The following is a 16,428-nucleotide window of genomic DNA, read 5'->3' on the forward strand; positions in this document are numbered from 1 at the left end:
CGAATTGGCTATATTGAAAGGAGTTGCATCGATGTCCGCTACATTGGACTTCTTCTATCAGGAAACGCGAGCTAAGCATGAGTATATCGCGCTGCACAACCATCAAAGCTATGAGCTTGTCTATTACGTAAGCGGACAGGGAACGACCCGAATTGGTCAATCTGATTACACCTTCAAAGCGGGAGACTACGCCATTATTGCGCCGCGCACGCTGCATGATGAACGACACCAAGTACTAGCGAAGGTCCTCTTCGCTGGTTTCAGCAGTCGGCTGTACCCCTCACTAACCGAAGGAATCTATCAAGATTCGCCGGCGAGGCTCGTCTTCGCGCAGATGCATGCCATGGCAAACGAGCTTCGCGACAAGCAGCCCTATTACAAGCAGATGCTGGATTCTCGCATTTCGCATCTCTATGTAGAGCTGTTGCGAGCCCAGCCCGCTCAGGAAACAGACAGCCGCGCAAGCATTGTTCAATTCGCCAAAACCTATATCGACGAGTACTACATGCACAAAATCGACTTTCAGGCTTTGGCGGATCAATCCGGCTATAGCTATGACCGCTTTCGTCATTTATTCAAAAGCAAGGTCGGACTCTCTCCAAGCCAGTATATTTTGCAGCGAAGGATCGAGCAGGCCCAATCGATGCTCCAGCAAACGCGGTTGCAAATATCTACCATCGCGATGGAATGCGGTTTTTCAACGGACGCGCAGTTCTGTAGCTTATTCAAGCGGGAAACCCGGCTAACGCCTAAGAGCTATAGAGAGCAAACCTTAGCTGGCGTTATTAGAGCGTAAGCTCATCCCATTCATTTTCTTGCGGAATGGCGAAAAGCCGATACCGAGCTTACCTGGTATCAGCTATTCGTGCGCCATGAGAAGGGCAGCGGGATCAATCAGCCTTTGACCGAGCCGATCATGACCCCTTTCTCGAAATACTTCTGCAAGAAAGGATAAAGCATCAATATTGGCAAGGTTGATACGATAATGACGCCGTACTTGATCTGGTCCGCGTATTTCTGCGCATAGCCGCCTGCGTTCCCGCCCGACCCGGCACCATTCTGGAATACTTGGTTGGACAGCAGAATGTCTCTTAGAATGATTTGCAGCGGCTGGAGATTATTGTCCCGAATATAGATCAAACCGGTGAAGAAATCATTCCAATGGCCAACCAAGTAGTAGAGCCCGACTACGGAAATCAATGCTTTGGACAAAGGCAGCGCGATTTTGATGAAAAATCCGAAATGCGAGCAGCCGTCGATTGCCGCAGCCTCATACAATTCCGAGGGCAAAGATGACTCAAAAAACGTTCGTGCAATAATAAGATAAAACACGTTGACGCAAAAAGGTAAAATAAACATCCAAATCGTATTCGTCATATGCAAATCCTTCATCAATAGATACGTTGGAATTAAGCCTCCGTTGAAAAACATCGTAATGACAAATACGAGCATGATGATCCGTCTAGCCCGGAATTCACGTCTGGACAGCACGTACGCTGCGGGAAGGGTAACGAGTAAATTCACGAGCGTGCCTGCGAACGTGTAGAATACCGTATTTCGGTAACCATTCCAGATCCGGTTATCCTGGAATATTTGGTCGTAGCCGAAAAAGCTAATGTTCCGCGGCAGGAACAATACCTTCCCGGTCGAAACAAGCGTTGAATCACTGATTGAGGCGATAATGATGAAATAAAGCGGATATACGATCGCCAGAAAAATGCCGGCGCATATGACGAACAATACAAGCCGGAAGACCCATTCACTACCGCTGACACGGTTTCGCACCATACCTACCACTCCTCCTTGCAGCCTGCTTAGAATAAGCTCGTATTGGAAGCTTTTTTGGCGATTGCATTCATCGCAAATAAGAAAATAAAATTAATCAGCGTGTTAAACAAGCCGATAGCCGAAGCATAGCTGAACTGGTTGGAGACAATCCCGATTTTGTACACATACGTGGCGATAACCTCTGAAACGGGCAGGTTTAATGAATTTTGCATCAAAAATATTTTTTCAAAGCCCGTGCTGAGTATGTTCCCCATGCTGAGAATGAACAAAATGACGATCGTCGGAATCAACGCCGGAAAATCAATATATCGGATCGTCTGCCATCTGCTTGCGCCATCCATCTTGGCTGAATCATATAGCTGCGGGTCTACTGTAGATAGGGCCGCTAAGTAGATAATGCTGTTCCAGCCGCAGTGCTGCCAAATATCGGACACGATATTGACAGGGATGAAGGTCGAGGTGGAGGCTAATAAATTGATATCCCCAAAACCGATAGATTTCATGAAATATCCGACAATGCCCGTTTCCGGCGAGAGCAGGACATTCATCATACCCACCAGTACGATAATCGAGATGAAGTGAGGCAAATAAACAGTGGTCTGCATCAAGGTTTTAAATTTTTTTCTGCGGATTTGATTCAGAACGAGCGCCAATATAATCGGAGCAGGAAATCCGATAATGATAGCTGTGAAGCTGATTAGAAACGTATTGGTCATCAGATCGGCGAACAGGAAGCTCTCGATAAACTGCTTGAAATAAAATAATCCGCGCCATTCCCCGCCCGTAAGCCCCTTGCTGAAGTCGAAATCCCGGAACGCAAGCTGAATGCCGTACATAGGGATGTAGTTGAAAATGATAATGGCTGCTATAGCCGGGAAAATCATCACCCACAATTGAAAATCACGTTTGAAGGCATTGAAGACCGTCCTTGTGCCCATAGGAATTCCCCCTTTCTCTTATAAAAAGAAGCTATGCCCTGCTTGTGAGCGGCATAGCTCCCTTTCATGCGCAGCCTATTATTTGCTCATATACTCATCATAATATTTTTGCATGATTTCGAGATTTTGGTCTAAGCCCGCTTTTTTGCTTTGATTCACATATTGCTCCCACTCTGCTTCGACGCCGCCTTTGGTTACCCATTTGGCAAAACTCGTGTTCGCGAGGTTCATAATATTCGTATTGCTTAGGCTCATCGTGTTATTATCTGCCGTTGTGTATTTGATGAACATGTTCGGGAACACATCCTTCTCCGTATCAACCGTCAAGGCGTCCTTCAGAGGCTCTGACTGAACGAGCACCTCCTGCATATCCTTTCCAAGCGTCAAATTAAGGGTATCCGGAAGATACAGCGCTCCGTTATCGGCCCATGTAGAGGTCCATTTCCATGTGCCTGGATCCATTTTGGAATCGGCTGGCGGCAGCACGCTATAAGAGCCGTCTCCGTTGTCCTTAATATTCGTTCCGATTGAACCGAATAGCACCTGCATGCTTACTTCTTCTTTGTACAGCTCGTTAATAAACCGCATAGCCGCTTCTTTGTTTTTCGTTTTCGCTGACATGACGATTTGATTTACCCCGTAATTCAGCGTATCGAAATCGTAGCTCCACGATACTTTGCCGGAGAATCCAGCCGATTCCTTAAGCGGGGACATCGATGCATATTGCGGCGCCAGCTGCTCACCGAATCGGTCAGACGCCACCCAGCCCCATGTAAAGCCAACCTTCGCATTGTCGCCTTCGCCGCGGGCAACCGACTGGAACTTCGTATAATCATGGGTAAAGACCTCTGGATTGATCAATCCCGCTTTATAGAGCTTGCCAAGGAATACGACCATTTTTTTGTAGCGCTCATCGGTCAAAAAGTTTTTCACTTGGCCATCTTCTACGAAATAGCCTTGCCCGCTTCCGTCCGTTAAGGTAATGCCTAAGCCTCCAAGCAGGACAGCCGGGTTAAAGAAGCCGCCGATACCGCCTGGCCAGTCCATTGGAATTTCATCGCTCGCGTCTCCGTTGCCATTCGCGTCCTTCTCTTTGAAGGCAACTAAAACGTTATAGAGCTCATCCCATGTCGTAGGCATGCTCAGACCCAGATTGTCCAGCCACGTCTGATTAATAAATTGCCGAGTGGCGGATGCCGGCCAGAATCTTTGGTATTTCGGCAGCCCGTATATCTTGCCGTCCGGCTGCGTCGCAATGACCTTTGTCTCCGGCTTCGTATCGAACATGCCCTGCACGTTTGGCGCACCTGCAACCAGCTCCGTCAGATCTTGAAACAATCCTTGGAACTGAGCGAAATCGGCATCCGTAATTACATTGGGTCCGACAAACAGATCCGGCGTATCACCGCTTGCGAGCATTGTTCCTTTTTTCTGAGCCCAATCCGCTGTAATTTCCTGCCACTCAATATCTACACCTGCGGCATCCTCCGCTTTTTGCAGCCATTCCATCTCGGCGAGCGGTTTCGTTAAAGGATGCTTGGTTATAATCGCGGTTAGCTTTACCTTCTCCCCACTGGAACCTCCTTGATTAGTGCCGGCATTCGGGGATGCTTGATTATTGTTGTTGCTGCTGCAACCTGCTATAAGCAGTGAAGTACATAAGCATGCTGTCAGAACGAGGTTCAACGATTTTTTCATTCGACATCGACTCCCTTTTCTTTTCTGATATCACTTACAATACGCTATGCAATCTCTATGGCACGTTGCCAGCTCACTGGCTTAATGTGCTTGTCTATCGCTTGTCTTTCGCTGCAGCTCCTGACAGCCCTAATGTTAGCAAGCGTTTTCATAACGAACAATACGTAATATCATTGGATTTGGGTGACTATCATTAGGTACATCCTTATGACGGCATGACCGTTGTTTTCGTTGAACATACAGAAAAGGCCTCCGGCAACAGCCGAAGGCCTTACGTCTAGCTCTCATTACGGGTACGTGCCTTTGAAAGCGGCGTCGATCTTCGCGGCTACGCTCTCGAAAGCTTCCTTCACGCTTTTCTTGCCCAGCCACACTTGGTCTAACGCCGGATTTAGAATCGCGGTAATATATTCGTTGTTTTTGAGATAGAAGTCGTAAGAGTTGACTCCATTCTCGATCGTCTGCCGCATGACTGCATCTTGATAGCCGCTCGGATGGCCAGGCTTCACGTCCGCCCAGCGTGCGATTAATTCAGGCTTCTCGTAGTAATCCTTAAGCAGCGGCATCCATAGGCCGCTGGCATGCAAATCGATGGAATTCGCGGAATCCAGCTGCCATTTGTAGAACAGCCATGCTTCCTTCGGATGCTTCGTCGTAGCGGACATCACCAGAGGCTCCCCGAATTGCACCGTTTTGCTCGACTTCAGCTTAGGCAGCACGCCGACCCCGAAGTTGACGCCTGCCGCTCCGAGATCGAGCTGCACCCATTGACCGTCAAGGTCCATGGCGACCTTTCTGCTCTGAAGCGCAAGCGCAGGCTGCGGCAGATTCTTCTCTTGCACCGGCGAAGGCGAAACATGATGGACATAAATAAGGTCGGCTAGCTTCTGCACGGCATCAATGACAGCCGGATCATCGAGATTCATGCGGCTTCCGTCAGGGGTGATCACGCTCGTATTGTTGGAAGGCACCATTAAATGCCACATCCATGTGTTGAATCGCACGCCAAACTGGACAATATGCGCAGCATCGAACTCCGGACTAAGCGCGTTGCGCCCATTTCGGTCCAATGTCAGCTTCTTCGCCGCCTCTAGAAACTGGTCCCACGACCATGCATGCTCTGATTTGGCCGGAGGCAGCTCTACCCCCGCTTCATTAAAAAGGTCGGCATTGTAATAAAGAGCGAATGCCTCCTCCGCAACTTTGATGCCTGCAACCTTTCCCTCATCCCAATACATGACCGCGTTCGGAATAAGGGTTTCCTCATTGATCTCCGCATCCTCCTCCAGGAAGCTTTTCAGATTATAGAACTTGCCTTGCTCCGCCCACTGCAGCGCGGTATGCTTGTACATCATAAAAACGTCGGGCGCTTTGTTGCTCGCATACATCGTCGTAAGCTTTGTCGTATAATCGCCGGGCTCATACATGTACTGAATCGTAATCCAAGGATATCGCTCCATAAATTTCTCGATCATCCGCTCCTTGGCTTGCTTCTCGTTAGGGGAGCCCCAAGAAGCATACGTTAACACGACTTTATCTTTGTTCCGTTCAGCCGATTTGTCACGTAGATCAGCGCCGGACGAATCCGCACCGCTTTCACTGCAGCCCGCTAACAATAATATTGCGCATAGGAACAGCATAAAAGACAATCCGCTCCTCGTTCGGTTCATCCGTTAGCCCCTCCTCTCCGCTCACTTTATTTCCACCATGTCACGCCTGCTGGCAATCAAGCCCATGCGAATATGAACAGTCGTACCGCCGTCTTCACTGGAATGTATGTCAACGCCATACTCGCTGCCATACAGCAGCTTAATTCTTTTATCCACATTCGGCATGCCCGTCGAATTCATCTTGCCAGTCTTTAACTGGTCGATAAGCGCTTTATCCATCCCGCACCCATTATCCTCAACGGAGAAATAAACCATCAGGCTATCCGACCAGCCATTAATCACGATCGTTCCGTCCTCTTCTTTCTCCGCAAGGCCATGGATAATCGCATTCTCGACAAACGGCTGCAGAAACAGCTTCGGGACTTCCATGTCCATAAGCTCCTCTGCCACATCGATTTGCACATGAAACACATTCTCGAAGCGGCTGGACATGATGTATATATATTTGTTGAGCCAGTCCAAATCCGTTCGAAGCGGCCACGTTTCCTTTTTGTTTCTTGTCGAGGTCTGAAGCATATCGGCCAGATTATGGATGATCAAGCTCATCTCCTGCTGATTGTTCTCGACAGCAATCCAGTATAACGTCGTAAGCGTGTTATATAGGAAATGGGGATTGAGCTGCAAATTCAGTGCCATAAGCTCAGCTTCCTTCTCCCGTAGCCTTGAAGCATAGTTCTCCTCGATTAGCGTCTCTATCCGGCCATTCATATGATTGAACGTACGGATCAAATGGCCGAATTCGTCACGGCCATGCTCGGGTATATGGATATGGAAATTACCCCGCTCCATCAGCTTCATGGCCTTCTTCATCCGACTGATCGGCTTCGTGATGAACACGGACATGGCGTAAGCCAGAATAATCGAAACGATAAGCATGATGATTAGAAACAAAGTCGAATACCTGCGCAGCGCATTCAAATCCTGCAAGGCGTCCTCTACCGGAATTTCGATATAGGACATCCAACCCGTGCTCTCCATGCGGCTAAAGCTAATGACGACCGGTTTGCCGTCAATGACCTTCTGTATGCTGCCATTGTTCCTATCCGCGGCTTCTTCCAACCAGACAGGCGGATTATGTTTCGCGATTAGCGCCTCGTCCGAATGGATGACTACCGCCCCTCCTTCATCTACGATTCCGTAGGCCAAATGACGGTACTCGCTATGCTGCGCGTAGTCAGCGAATAATCGCCCGATATAATCCGTCGTCAAATTAACCATGAGCACCGGCTCGGGGATCGTGTCCGGCAGCGAGTGAAAGATCCCCTTCTCGTCGACAAAGGTGAGCTTGAGCTGCTTTACCGCGGAAGCGAGCTTATTGAACTCGAAATTCAAGCCGGACATATCCTTTTCACCGAGCGTTTCGGCATAGCGATACGTTGGAATCCAGACGAGATTCCCCTTCCCTTCAATTGACTTGCGATACAAAGAGGATGCCAAAAAACCGTCAGGCATGACGAACATTCTTGCCGTGTTCCCGAAATTATAGGATGGAGTCACTATAAATGAAGCGTAAATATCCATATCGCCGCCAAAATATTTGAATAAAATTTGCGTAATTTTGCGGTCTGCCTTCAGCAGCGACTCATTGTCCGTCGCATCTGTCTCGGTAATGACGCGATACAGCTCATTGTCGATGGGGAGCATTTCGCTTTTGTCCCGAATCGACTGCAGCTTCTCATCAAGCAGCTGATTATTGTTAATAACGACGTTGCCTAGGCTCTCTTTCACGTTCGACAGCATATTTCTGGCACTAATTTGATAATAGGCAAAGCCTAGAATGAGGATGATAAAGCTTACCAGCAAGAAATAAGAGACCAGCAGCTTGATTCGAAATTTTGCATTGGCAGCCATATCTGCCATTTTTCCCAGGATGCGCATCGGTTTGGCCTCTTTTAATTAGGATGAGAACATTCTTCGGAATTCTTCCGGGGAATACAAGAACGTTTTTTTGAACACCTTGTTGAAATATTTAATGTCTTTATAGCCTGACTGCCTGGCTATATCCTGCACCTTCAGATCCGAGTGCAGCAATAAGCCGCGCGCTTTCTGCATCCTCATTTTGACGAGGAAATCAGTAAACGATACGCCGACGTTATTTTTGAATAAAATACTGAAGTACGACGGGTTATAGAAAAACTTTGTCGCAACGAGCTCAAGTCCCAAATCCTCGTGCAGGTTATCCTCGACAAACTCCCGGCATTTCTGCATGATCAGGTCGCTGCGCGAAGACTTATCCTTTTTCATCTGCTTCGTCATATCCGCAAGCAGCTGCGCCGCGATATCTTTCATGGACTTGAAGGACTTCGCTTCAAATAGCTCCTGGTCGATTCGTCCCGCAAGCAATCGGTATCCTTCCTCATCAATGACCAGCTGAGCCCGCTTCAGACAGGTCGAAAGCAGCTGAGCTGCGCTGCATTGCAGCCGGAACGGGGCTGGATATCCCACAGCCATCCGTTCGAGCAGCGATACTAAGGTCGAGACCGCCAGCTCCGTTTGAATCTCTGCGACCGCCAGCTCCATATCGTCAATGTCCTTGGCGGTTAGCGGTGAGCTGTGCTCTTTGCCTTGAAGGCTTCGCAGCTCATTCGCCGAGAGCCACATGCCTTCCGGGAAGTAATACAAATACTGCAGCGCATGCTTAGCGCCGTCGCAGCAGTGACGCATATCAGCTTCGATGCTCTCCGTTTCTTCTCCAATGCCAACGCTGATTGACCTGCCATACAGCATTTCCAGCTGGTTTAACGCTTTACGCAGCTGCTGCAAGCACGCCGTTCCCGTCGTCCCCGCTTTCCATGCAGCCATAATATAAAGGCGGTCTTTCTCATGCTCCGGTGCGACAATGACCGCATCCGCACAGCTCGATAAAGCTTGCGTGACGGCCCGTTTCAGAATGCTTTTCCATTCGGCATCATGTTGTGGACGGCCATCAGAGTTGGATTCTAGGATCAGCACCGTTCCCTGGCCGCTTAGCGCGCAATGGCTTCGCAATTCGCTGCGTTCGGCTGCCTGAAGTTCTTCCGTCAAGCATTTGTACAGCAAATGCTCGAGATAGACAGGCTTTGTATGTGCAAGCTGATCACTCAGCCTCTTCTTCTCTAATTGAAGCGCGCTCTCCTGCAGAAGCTGCTGCTCCAGCTCGCATATAATCGGCTCCAGCTGCTCGGTTATGACCGGCTTGACCAAATAGTCTTTTGCACCAAGCCGAAGTGCCTGCTGCGCATAATCAAACTCATGGTATACGCTTACAAAAACAACTTTTGGCATGTCCGAGCCTTGATTGTTTAACGCTTTCAAAAAATCGATCCCATTCACCAGCGGCATCTGAATGTCCGTAAATACGATATCCAGCACACGCGTCTCAGCAAGCTCCAGCGCCTCTTTTCCATTTTTTGCCTCATGGACCTTATACTCCGGCCGAAGGGAACGTACCATTGCCGCTAACCCGCGGCGCTGCTTGGGCTCGTCATCCACCACTAGAATTTCCATTCGATTCGAAATCATAATCACATCCCACTAGCGGTATGGTTAAACGATTGTCTACCTTTATTGTAGCGCCTACACGCGAAATTGGGAATGAAGCTAAAGGAGAAAATAGTTGGATAAGGGGAATCCTATTAGATCATTGTTGCATACATAAAGAAGCTTTTATACAAACTTTTTGTAAGTAGCTTGACATTAGGTATCCTGACCGCTATCATATTTGTCGTACAAGCAATTGGAGAATAAAACCAACGCTTACACATTGTATCGCAACATCCTGCATAATTCTAAGAGCTGGTTGACCATTCTAATGCTTGAAAGACTATTTAGAAGCAAACTACTTTAGAGGAGGCAATAACAATGTCAAAGCTAAATATCGGTATTATCTTGGGAAGCACCCGTCAGGGTCGCTTAAGCCCGCAAGTCGGCGAATGGGTGAAGAGCGTTGCTGACAAGCGCGATGATGCCAATTACGAGATCGTGGATATTGCGGAGTACAAGCTTCCTTTGCTCGGCGAGGAAGATGCGACTGTGCAGGCAACGGCATGGAATACCAAGCTGGCAAGCTTGGACGGCTTCGTATTCATCGTGCAGGAATATAACCACAGCATCTCGGGCGCCTTGAAGAATGCGCTTGATTATGCGCGTGATGCTTGGAACAATAAAGCAGCTGGCATCGTTAGCTACGGATCGGTCGGAGGCGCTCGCGCCGCTGAGCATCTCAGAGGCATACTTGGCGAATTGTCTGTCGCAGACGTTCGCGTGCATCCTGCGCTTTCCCTGTTCACGGATTTCGAGAACGGCTCCGTGTTCAAGCCTGCTGACCTCCACCTTACGAATGTCAACGGCATGCTCGACCAAGTACTCGCTTGGAGCGGCGCGCTAAAAACACTGCGTTCATAATGAAAACCTCGGCTCTTTAAAGAGCCGAGGTTTTTTTGATTACATATCCTTACATTTTACAATTGCCCATTTAAATCTTGCATATGCTATTCCTCCGTTAATTCAACCGTTTTCCCGGTTTCCGCCGATTCGTAGATAGCTTCCAGTATTCGAGTGACCATATACGCTTGCTTCGGCATAACAACGGGATCGGTATCCAGCATGATCGCATCGATCCATTGCCCGATTTCGCGGTCTGCAATCGTCTCTTCCTCCGGCGAAATATACGCTATGCCTGCTGCGGTTTGCAGCTTCGTTTCGACCAAATTGCCGAACATTTCACCGTTAAACACGAGCTCATCGGTATTCGTCAGCGCATTTCTGCGCATCTCCGCCCCGCCCCGGGTGCCGGATAGCGTCGTCATGGCTTCACGTTCATCAAGCGTATTGAGCGCCCAAGCCGCTTCCAGATAGATCGTCGCGCCGTTCTTCATCTTAATGAAAGCAAAAGCCGATTCCTCCACGTTGAAATCCTCAGGCTCCCAAGGACCGAACGGATTCGCCTCGTTCTGTTCCCTTAATTTATTGTGGGTTACTCCGGTCACCGATTCAACTTCATAGTTGTCCATTAACCATAACGTCAAATCCAGCGCATGGGTTCCGATATCGATGAGCGGGCCTCCGCCCTGCAAATCCTTGTCCATGAAAACGCCCCAGGTAGGGACGCCCCGGCGGCGCACCGCATGGGCTTTTGCCACGTAAATTTCACCCAGATCTCCCCTTACGCAAGCGTCCTTTAACAAGAGCGAGTCTTTTCTGAAACGGTTCTGATAGGCAATCGTCAATTTTTTGCCGGTGCGCTCCGCAGCATCCAGCATTCTTTTCGCTTCATGCGCATTAATCGCCATCGGCTTCTCACACATGACATGCTTGCCGGCTTCAAGCGCGGCAACCGCCATCGGTGCATGATGCACGTTAGGCGTGCAAATATGGATGACATCAATGTTGGCGTCCTTGACCATATCCAGATAATCCGTATATAAGGCAGCCTGCGGTGCATACTCGTCCGCCGCTTTGCGAATCGTCTCCTCGTGCCTGCCGCAGAATGCGACCAGCTCTACTTTGTCGCTGAGCTTTGCAAGGGCGGGGAGATGCTTCTCCAGCGCGATGGCTCCGCAGCCAATGATTCCTACTCTCAGTTTGCCCATATCCATATGAGCACCTCCTTTTTGCTAAACGCTTCGTTTTCACGCGACCGAATGATTCTGATCCCATTGCGTTATACTGTATTTAACCGATTTAGAGGCTACGTAAACTTCTAAAAATGATCGCTTTCTCTTTTCGCCTGCTTGCGAAAGCACGGCATTCCGTTCATCCCCCATGGCAGCCAATGCTTCCGGAACAGAAAACTTCTCTGATGAAATAATAGGCATGTAAGCAAGTGTTATTTGGTTCATCACGGTTATGAACGGAACTGGTATAAAAAACCTGCCCAGCCGAATGAATTCGACTGGGCAGGTTTGCTGTTCTATGACTGGATCATTACTCTAATAATGAACGAGTTCTCATACTCATAAACTCGTTTACTCAACTACGGAAAGAGAATAGTCAGCTCGAATGTTAGACAATCCGATTCGCCGATTTGCGCTACTCCTTTAGGGGAATGCTGCAAAGCCTTCATTAAAGCTTAGTCAGCCTATATTCCGTCTCACCAATCATAATTTCGCTATCGTCAGGAAAATCAACGAGTTTGCCAAGCTGTATGACCACCCGGCTTTCATAATTTGCGAACAGCGTGTCCGGCGTACCGCTCGGCGAAGGCTGCGGACTCGTGTCTGTGGCGCTATCCGCCGTGCCGCCAGCATCGGCTTGATTGCCTGTAGCCGAAGTTCCGTCCGTAATAGGCGTTTCCGAAGGCGTTACCGCCGGGGATATCTGAGCTTCTGTCTCAGTAGGATTAGATCCAATCGATCCTTCAGTTCCATTTAATCCATCAGAGCCATCTGATCCATTCGTTTCTTCGGTGCCTCCAGGATTAACCGTATTCAAGTCCGCATCAGACGTGTCCGCGCAATTCGCAAGCAGCTCCAGCTCCTTATACTCAACCGCCTCCGCGCTTGGCGCCTGAATCTTCAACGTGTTTGGCGCAAATGCGGCGCATGCTGCACCGTCCTTGAACAAAAATACGAGCGAGGTAGTCGCATCTTCCCCTTCGGCCGCCTCACTATCCTCCGCATATACAAGCGTATCCGGCTCGTCGGAGCCCGCTTCGGCCGTTGGCGTAGCTCCAGGCAATATGGCTCCTTCGTTTTTCGAATCTCCCTTATCGGATAACGAAAACATAATGCCTGCGGTTACCAGAACAACGCCGATAGCAGCTATTGAAGTAATCAGCGTCCCTTTGCGGTTCTGCTTGAAAAGCTTGGCAAGCGGAGAGGCGAGCTCCCGCTCCGCCTGTTTGTATACGGCCTTTAAGGCTGGGCCAGCCTTTTCGAAAAAGAGCTTCCGATTCATGCGTTTTTTGAACGCATTCCGATCATGCTTTTTGAAGTAGCCGACAACTGCCGCTGCATAGGCCGGCACAAAACCCCTTGCCTTAATAAAGTCAGGCTCCTTCTCCGTCCATTGGAAGAACCGGTAAATCAGCTCTTTGCTTTGAGCGTGCTGCTGCCAGTAATCAATCAGCCCCGCGTAATCGACCGCTTCCAAATCCGAGCTGTTTAGAAAGGCCATAGTAAGTCTTGGAGCTTCCTTCAGCTCCAGCTGATCGGACAGCATCCGGCGGCCAGCCTGCTGAACACGGTCCACCTCCGCGGGCGCCAACCGGCCGAAAAGGTCGGCACTTGGCTCTGGAAGCATCAACCAGTCATATAGCGAAAGCAGCATTTGGGCTGACGATTTCTGCCTTGGATCACGCAGCTCGCTCTCCCACTGCTTAAGCTGATCCTTATGGCTAAGAAAAGACGCTTTGCCGAGCTGTTCCTTGGTCAGCTTATCCAGATTGAGCTCCGTCAGCATGCCGCGGTATACGGCTAGCTCAAGCAGCTCATACAAGTCGGCTGCGGGATAAGCCGCCGGTTGCTTTCTTGACTGCGCTCGCGCCTCCCCAGCCAGCTTGCTCAGTTGCGTCAATACGCTGCTGCTCGCCGTAATCGAATAGCGCTCGCGTTCCAGCTTTGAAGCGAGCTGCTGGCGGGCAAGCTCTTGAAACGATTCATAACCGAACAACGCCGGGTGTGTGCTTCCGAGGCTTTCCATTTGCTCAAGCAAGCTCTTTGCGCCGGTCAAGGCGCTTAGCTTCTTCTCGATAAAAGGCAGCAACAAACGATCAGCCAGCCTCTTATCGAACAACAGCTTGGCGAAAAACGCCTGGCTTAAAGCGTGGTTGCTTTCGACGGCAGCATAGATGGAATCAATCGTCTCCTGCCCGTTTCGCTTTGCCGCATCATTAAGCGCATGGACAAAATAGGTTACGAGCTTGCTTTCGATATTCGGACGGTCAATCGCATAATAGTCCTTAAACGCCTCAATAATAAATGCTTCCGGCACTAAACCTTGCCTAACCCTGTCAAATTCATAATCAAATCGCGATAGCATCAAATCATTCAGGCGGAGCTTGTTATCAAGCGCTCCTGCCGGTCGCAAATAATCGAGCAGCACGCGAAGCACCATCGGTTTATGCGCTTCATACAGCGCTTCGTTGCCTTCCTCGATCTGATACAGCACGCTAAGCTCATGATAGCTCGCAGCTGCAAGGCGACGAGCCGGATCCACGCCAGCGAGCATCGACTCCGCGAATTGAAAGAAGCGGTCCGTATGCTCGGGATTGTCCAAATGGTTCCAGACATCATCCAGAAACGGATGCTCCGCGCCGTCCAGCTCGACATTCGATATACGCCCGCTTACGAAATCGAACGTATAATCCTTCTCGATGCTTCGGTCTCCCGGGCGCAGACTTCCTTGCTCCACAAACGTAAGATGGATCGATTTACGGCTCTGGGGTTCCTTCGCATAGGTAATGAAGCCGAGTTGGTTACGGTAAGCATACGGCAAGCTTGCATAAAGCACATGCAGCAGCTGCACGGCCTTCTCAGGCAGCTGCCCGATCGGAACGTCAAGCGAAACATACATTTTCTTCTTGCCGCTGACCGCTGACATCACCGCGTACAGCAGCTGCTTAAACGGCTTCTCCCCGATGTTCAGCAGCGACAGCAGCGAGCGATTCGACGGTTTGACCGCAGAGGCCGCATGGACCGGAAGACTGCTGAGCTCGGAGAGCTCCATTCCCTGATCGATATCATAGCTATTCGAGAATTCGGCTTTCAGCCAGCTCTTATAGTCGTTAGCAGATTCACGGCCCGTCTCATTCGGAATCAAGTAGTTATGCGTATAGAAAGCGCTGCGCAGCCCGGTGAAATCCGCTGCTTGATAGATGCTGCGTCCGAGGAGGACATCGCCATTGTCCAGATGAAGCAAGTGCATCGTCTCGGGATACAACGCTTCGTCTTTCTCGCCGCGAGCAGCCAGCTCGGTCGGCGCATCGTACACGCAATAAGGATGGAACATTTTTTTAACGAAAGAAGGGTCTAAGCCGCTTGATTTGGCAATCGTATCGTACCCTTCCGTGGATCTGAAAATACCGCGTCTCTCCCGTGCGTACATCTGCTGCTGGATCATCCTGCGGGGCATGGAATCGCGCACTATTCTCTTCTCCCTTCAATGAAATTCAGCTTGTAAAGCAGCCAGATGAAGGGCTCGTCCACGCGGATCGGGCTAACGACCGTTTGCAGCTTCTGGTCAACGGGATTGCTGCCGAGAGCCGATACCGCATAATAGGCCGTATCCTTGAAGTAGACGTCCATTGTGCCTTTGAAGGGCCGATCGACCTTCTCTATGAAACGGCGGATTTCCCCATCGATATTTTCGAATTCCGTCAGATTGAAATAATCGCGGTGGACCATATTATTGAAAATATTGCTGTTGGATTTAATATATTCGCCATCCTCATCCTTTAGGGAATGAAGCATATCGCTTTTTGTAAGCACTACGGCTGTCGGAATGTCCGTTTTGTTATTGTCCTGGTAAGCAATAAAGTCGCCGAACATCGTCAGCACGACGTCGCGCGGCTCATCATATTGGGAAACCCACTCGCCCGGCTTATCGCCCAGCTTGATACGGATTTTTTCCCGAATGGAACGGATTTGGAGCGGATCAACCATGAGCAGGATGCCAGCCGAATTTTTAATATGCTGGCCATGCAGCCCAAGATAATCCTGTTCGACCATGCCCTCGCCCGCGACATCGAAAAAAACAAGCGTAAGCGGAGGCTTCGATTCATCCTTAAAGACGAATTGGAAAATAAACGGCTCCTGCATCTTTTCTTTCTGCGTGGACGCCAGCAGATCGCCGCGCTCGAACAGCGGCTCCTCGTAATTGGTGCGGAACTTGCGGCTGATCTCCGCATTCAGCGGCATGCAAGCCGCATTGAAATGGTCGGCTGTCGTGTTCTGAAGCGTATGGATCAATGCGGTCATATAAACCGATTTCCCGACTTGGGATGCGCCGATAATCGAAATGATGTTGCTTGGCACCTTGCCTGCCGTTACCGGAATTTCATTATGGCATTTCGGGCAAAGCCTTCTTCGCGTCAGCTCCCCGTAGCGATCATTGATTCCGATCAGCACATGATCCGAATATACCCGGTGCTCCTCAGGCACGTCATGCGGATAAAGAACCGCCTCCATGTCATGCACGGAATCGAGGCCGAAGCGCTCACGGTATTTGTTCAGCTCCTCATCCTCGCCTAGAGCATAATCCTCGTCATCCTCACGGGAGTGAGCAGCGCGGAATACGACCTCGTCCGGCGTGAATTTACTAAAGCAGTAAGGGCAGACAATATCGTAATACAACGGTCGCTGCTTCGTTTCCGGCTTTTTTTTGAATAGATCGAACAAGCCCACGCAATCTACCTC

11 protein-coding genes are annotated in these 16,428 nt (G+C 49.7%); 2 read left to right on the plus strand and 9 right to left on the minus strand.

All coding sequences use genetic code 11. The features are described 5' to 3' along the window. Nucleotides 1-31 precede the first annotated feature (31 nt). Complete coding sequence (locus AC0YN3_RS19130; RefSeq protein WP_475776567.1) at nucleotides 32-796, plus strand: AraC family transcriptional regulator; 765 nt, start codon at nucleotides 32-34, stop codon at nucleotides 794-796. 98 nt (nucleotides 797-894) lie between these two features. On the opposite strand, the gene AC0YN3_RS19135 is transcribed toward AC0YN3_RS19130, so the two are convergent. From AC0YN3_RS19135 to AC0YN3_RS19160, 6 genes are all read right to left on the minus strand, one after another. Continuing rightward, nucleotides 895-1,788 carry a carbohydrate ABC transporter permease gene (locus tag AC0YN3_RS19135; protein WP_475776568.1) on the minus strand — a complete coding sequence of 298 codons (894 nt, stop codon included), beginning with the start codon at nucleotides 1,786-1,788 and terminating at the stop codon, nucleotides 895-897. A gap of 26 nt (nucleotides 1,789-1,814) precedes the next feature. Continuing rightward, nucleotides 1,815-2,726: an ABC transporter permease gene (locus AC0YN3_RS19140; protein ID WP_475776569.1), complete on the minus strand. Its 912-nt coding sequence runs from the start codon at nucleotides 2,724-2,726 to the stop codon at nucleotides 1,815-1,817. A 78-nt stretch (nucleotides 2,727-2,804) separates the two neighbouring features. After that, the gene (locus AC0YN3_RS19145) at nucleotides 2,805-4,424 is read right to left on the minus strand and encodes an ABC transporter substrate-binding protein (protein ID WP_475776570.1); all 1,620 of its coding nucleotides are present in this window, start codon (nucleotides 4,422-4,424) and stop codon (nucleotides 2,805-2,807) included. A 287-nt stretch (nucleotides 4,425-4,711) separates the two neighbouring features. Then, a complete protein-coding gene (locus AC0YN3_RS19150; protein ID WP_475776571.1) occupies nucleotides 4,712-6,094 on the minus strand; it encodes an ABC transporter substrate-binding protein in 1,383 nt (460 codons plus the stop codon). A 21-nt stretch (nucleotides 6,095-6,115) separates the two neighbouring features. Continuing rightward, nucleotides 6,116-7,972, minus strand: coding sequence for a sensor histidine kinase (locus AC0YN3_RS19155; protein WP_475776572.1), 1,857 nt, complete (start codon nucleotides 7,970-7,972; stop codon nucleotides 6,116-6,118). Nucleotides 7,973-7,990: 18 nt separating this feature from the next. Continuing rightward, nucleotides 7,991-9,595, minus strand: coding sequence for a response regulator transcription factor (locus tag AC0YN3_RS19160; protein ID WP_475776573.1), 1,605 nt, complete (start codon nucleotides 9,593-9,595; stop codon nucleotides 7,991-7,993). A 339-nt stretch (nucleotides 9,596-9,934) separates the two neighbouring features. On the opposite strand from AC0YN3_RS19160, the gene AC0YN3_RS19165 reads away from it, so the two are divergent. Next, nucleotides 9,935-10,477 (plus strand): NADPH-dependent FMN reductase, encoded by a 543-nt coding sequence (locus AC0YN3_RS19165; protein WP_475776574.1) that lies wholly within the window; start codon nucleotides 9,935-9,937, stop codon nucleotides 10,475-10,477. 86 nt (nucleotides 10,478-10,563) lie between these two features. Here the strand turns inward: AC0YN3_RS19165 and AC0YN3_RS19170 are convergent, their stop codons facing one another. From AC0YN3_RS19170 to AC0YN3_RS19180, 3 genes are all read right to left on the minus strand, one after another. Continuing rightward, nucleotides 10,564-11,670: a Gfo/Idh/MocA family protein gene (locus AC0YN3_RS19170; protein WP_475776575.1), complete on the minus strand. Its 1,107-nt coding sequence runs from the start codon at nucleotides 11,668-11,670 to the stop codon at nucleotides 10,564-10,566. Between the two features lie 466 nt (nucleotides 11,671-12,136). Next, nucleotides 12,137-15,157, minus strand: coding sequence for a GAP1-N2 domain-containing protein (locus AC0YN3_RS19175; protein WP_475776576.1), 3,021 nt, complete (start codon nucleotides 15,155-15,157; stop codon nucleotides 12,137-12,139). Then, on the minus strand, nucleotides 15,157-16,416 hold the full coding sequence (locus AC0YN3_RS19180) for a TRAFAC clade GTPase domain-containing protein (protein WP_475776577.1): 1,260 nt from the start codon (nucleotides 16,414-16,416) through the stop codon (nucleotides 15,157-15,159). Before AC0YN3_RS19180 ends, AC0YN3_RS19175 begins: the two co-directional genes overlap by 1 nt. Nucleotides 16,417-16,428: the final 12 nt, after the last annotated feature.

Source organism: Paenibacillus sp. J22R232 (genome assembly GCF_056269165.1).

Bases quoted from the DNA above. Each gene is read 5' to 3' on its own strand.
- AC0YN3_RS19130 (WP_475776567.1), top strand. From the start codon at position 32: ATGTCCGCTACATTGGACTTCTTCTATCAGGAAACGCGAGCTAAGCAT.
- AC0YN3_RS19135 (WP_475776568.1), bottom strand. From the start codon at position 1,788: ATGGTGCGAAACCGTGTCAGCGGTAGTGAATGGGTCTTCCGGCTTGTA.
- AC0YN3_RS19140 (WP_475776569.1), bottom strand. From the start codon at position 2,726: ATGGGCACAAGGACGGTCTTCAATGCCTTCAAACGTGATTTTCAATTG.
- AC0YN3_RS19145 (WP_475776570.1), bottom strand. From the start codon at position 4,424: ATGAAAAAATCGTTGAACCTCGTTCTGACAGCATGCTTATGTACTTCA.
- AC0YN3_RS19150 (WP_475776571.1), bottom strand. From the start codon at position 6,094: ATGAACCGAACGAGGAGCGGATTGTCTTTTATGCTGTTCCTATGCGCA.
- AC0YN3_RS19155 (WP_475776572.1), bottom strand. From the start codon at position 7,972: ATGCGCATCCTGGGAAAAATGGCAGATATGGCTGCCAATGCAAAATTT.
- AC0YN3_RS19160 (WP_475776573.1), bottom strand. From the start codon at position 9,595: ATGATTTCGAATCGAATGGAAATTCTAGTGGTGGATGACGAGCCCAAG.
- AC0YN3_RS19165 (WP_475776574.1), top strand. From the start codon at position 9,935: ATGTCAAAGCTAAATATCGGTATTATCTTGGGAAGCACCCGTCAGGGT.
- AC0YN3_RS19170 (WP_475776575.1), bottom strand. From the start codon at position 11,670: ATGGATATGGGCAAACTGAGAGTAGGAATCATTGGCTGCGGAGCCATC.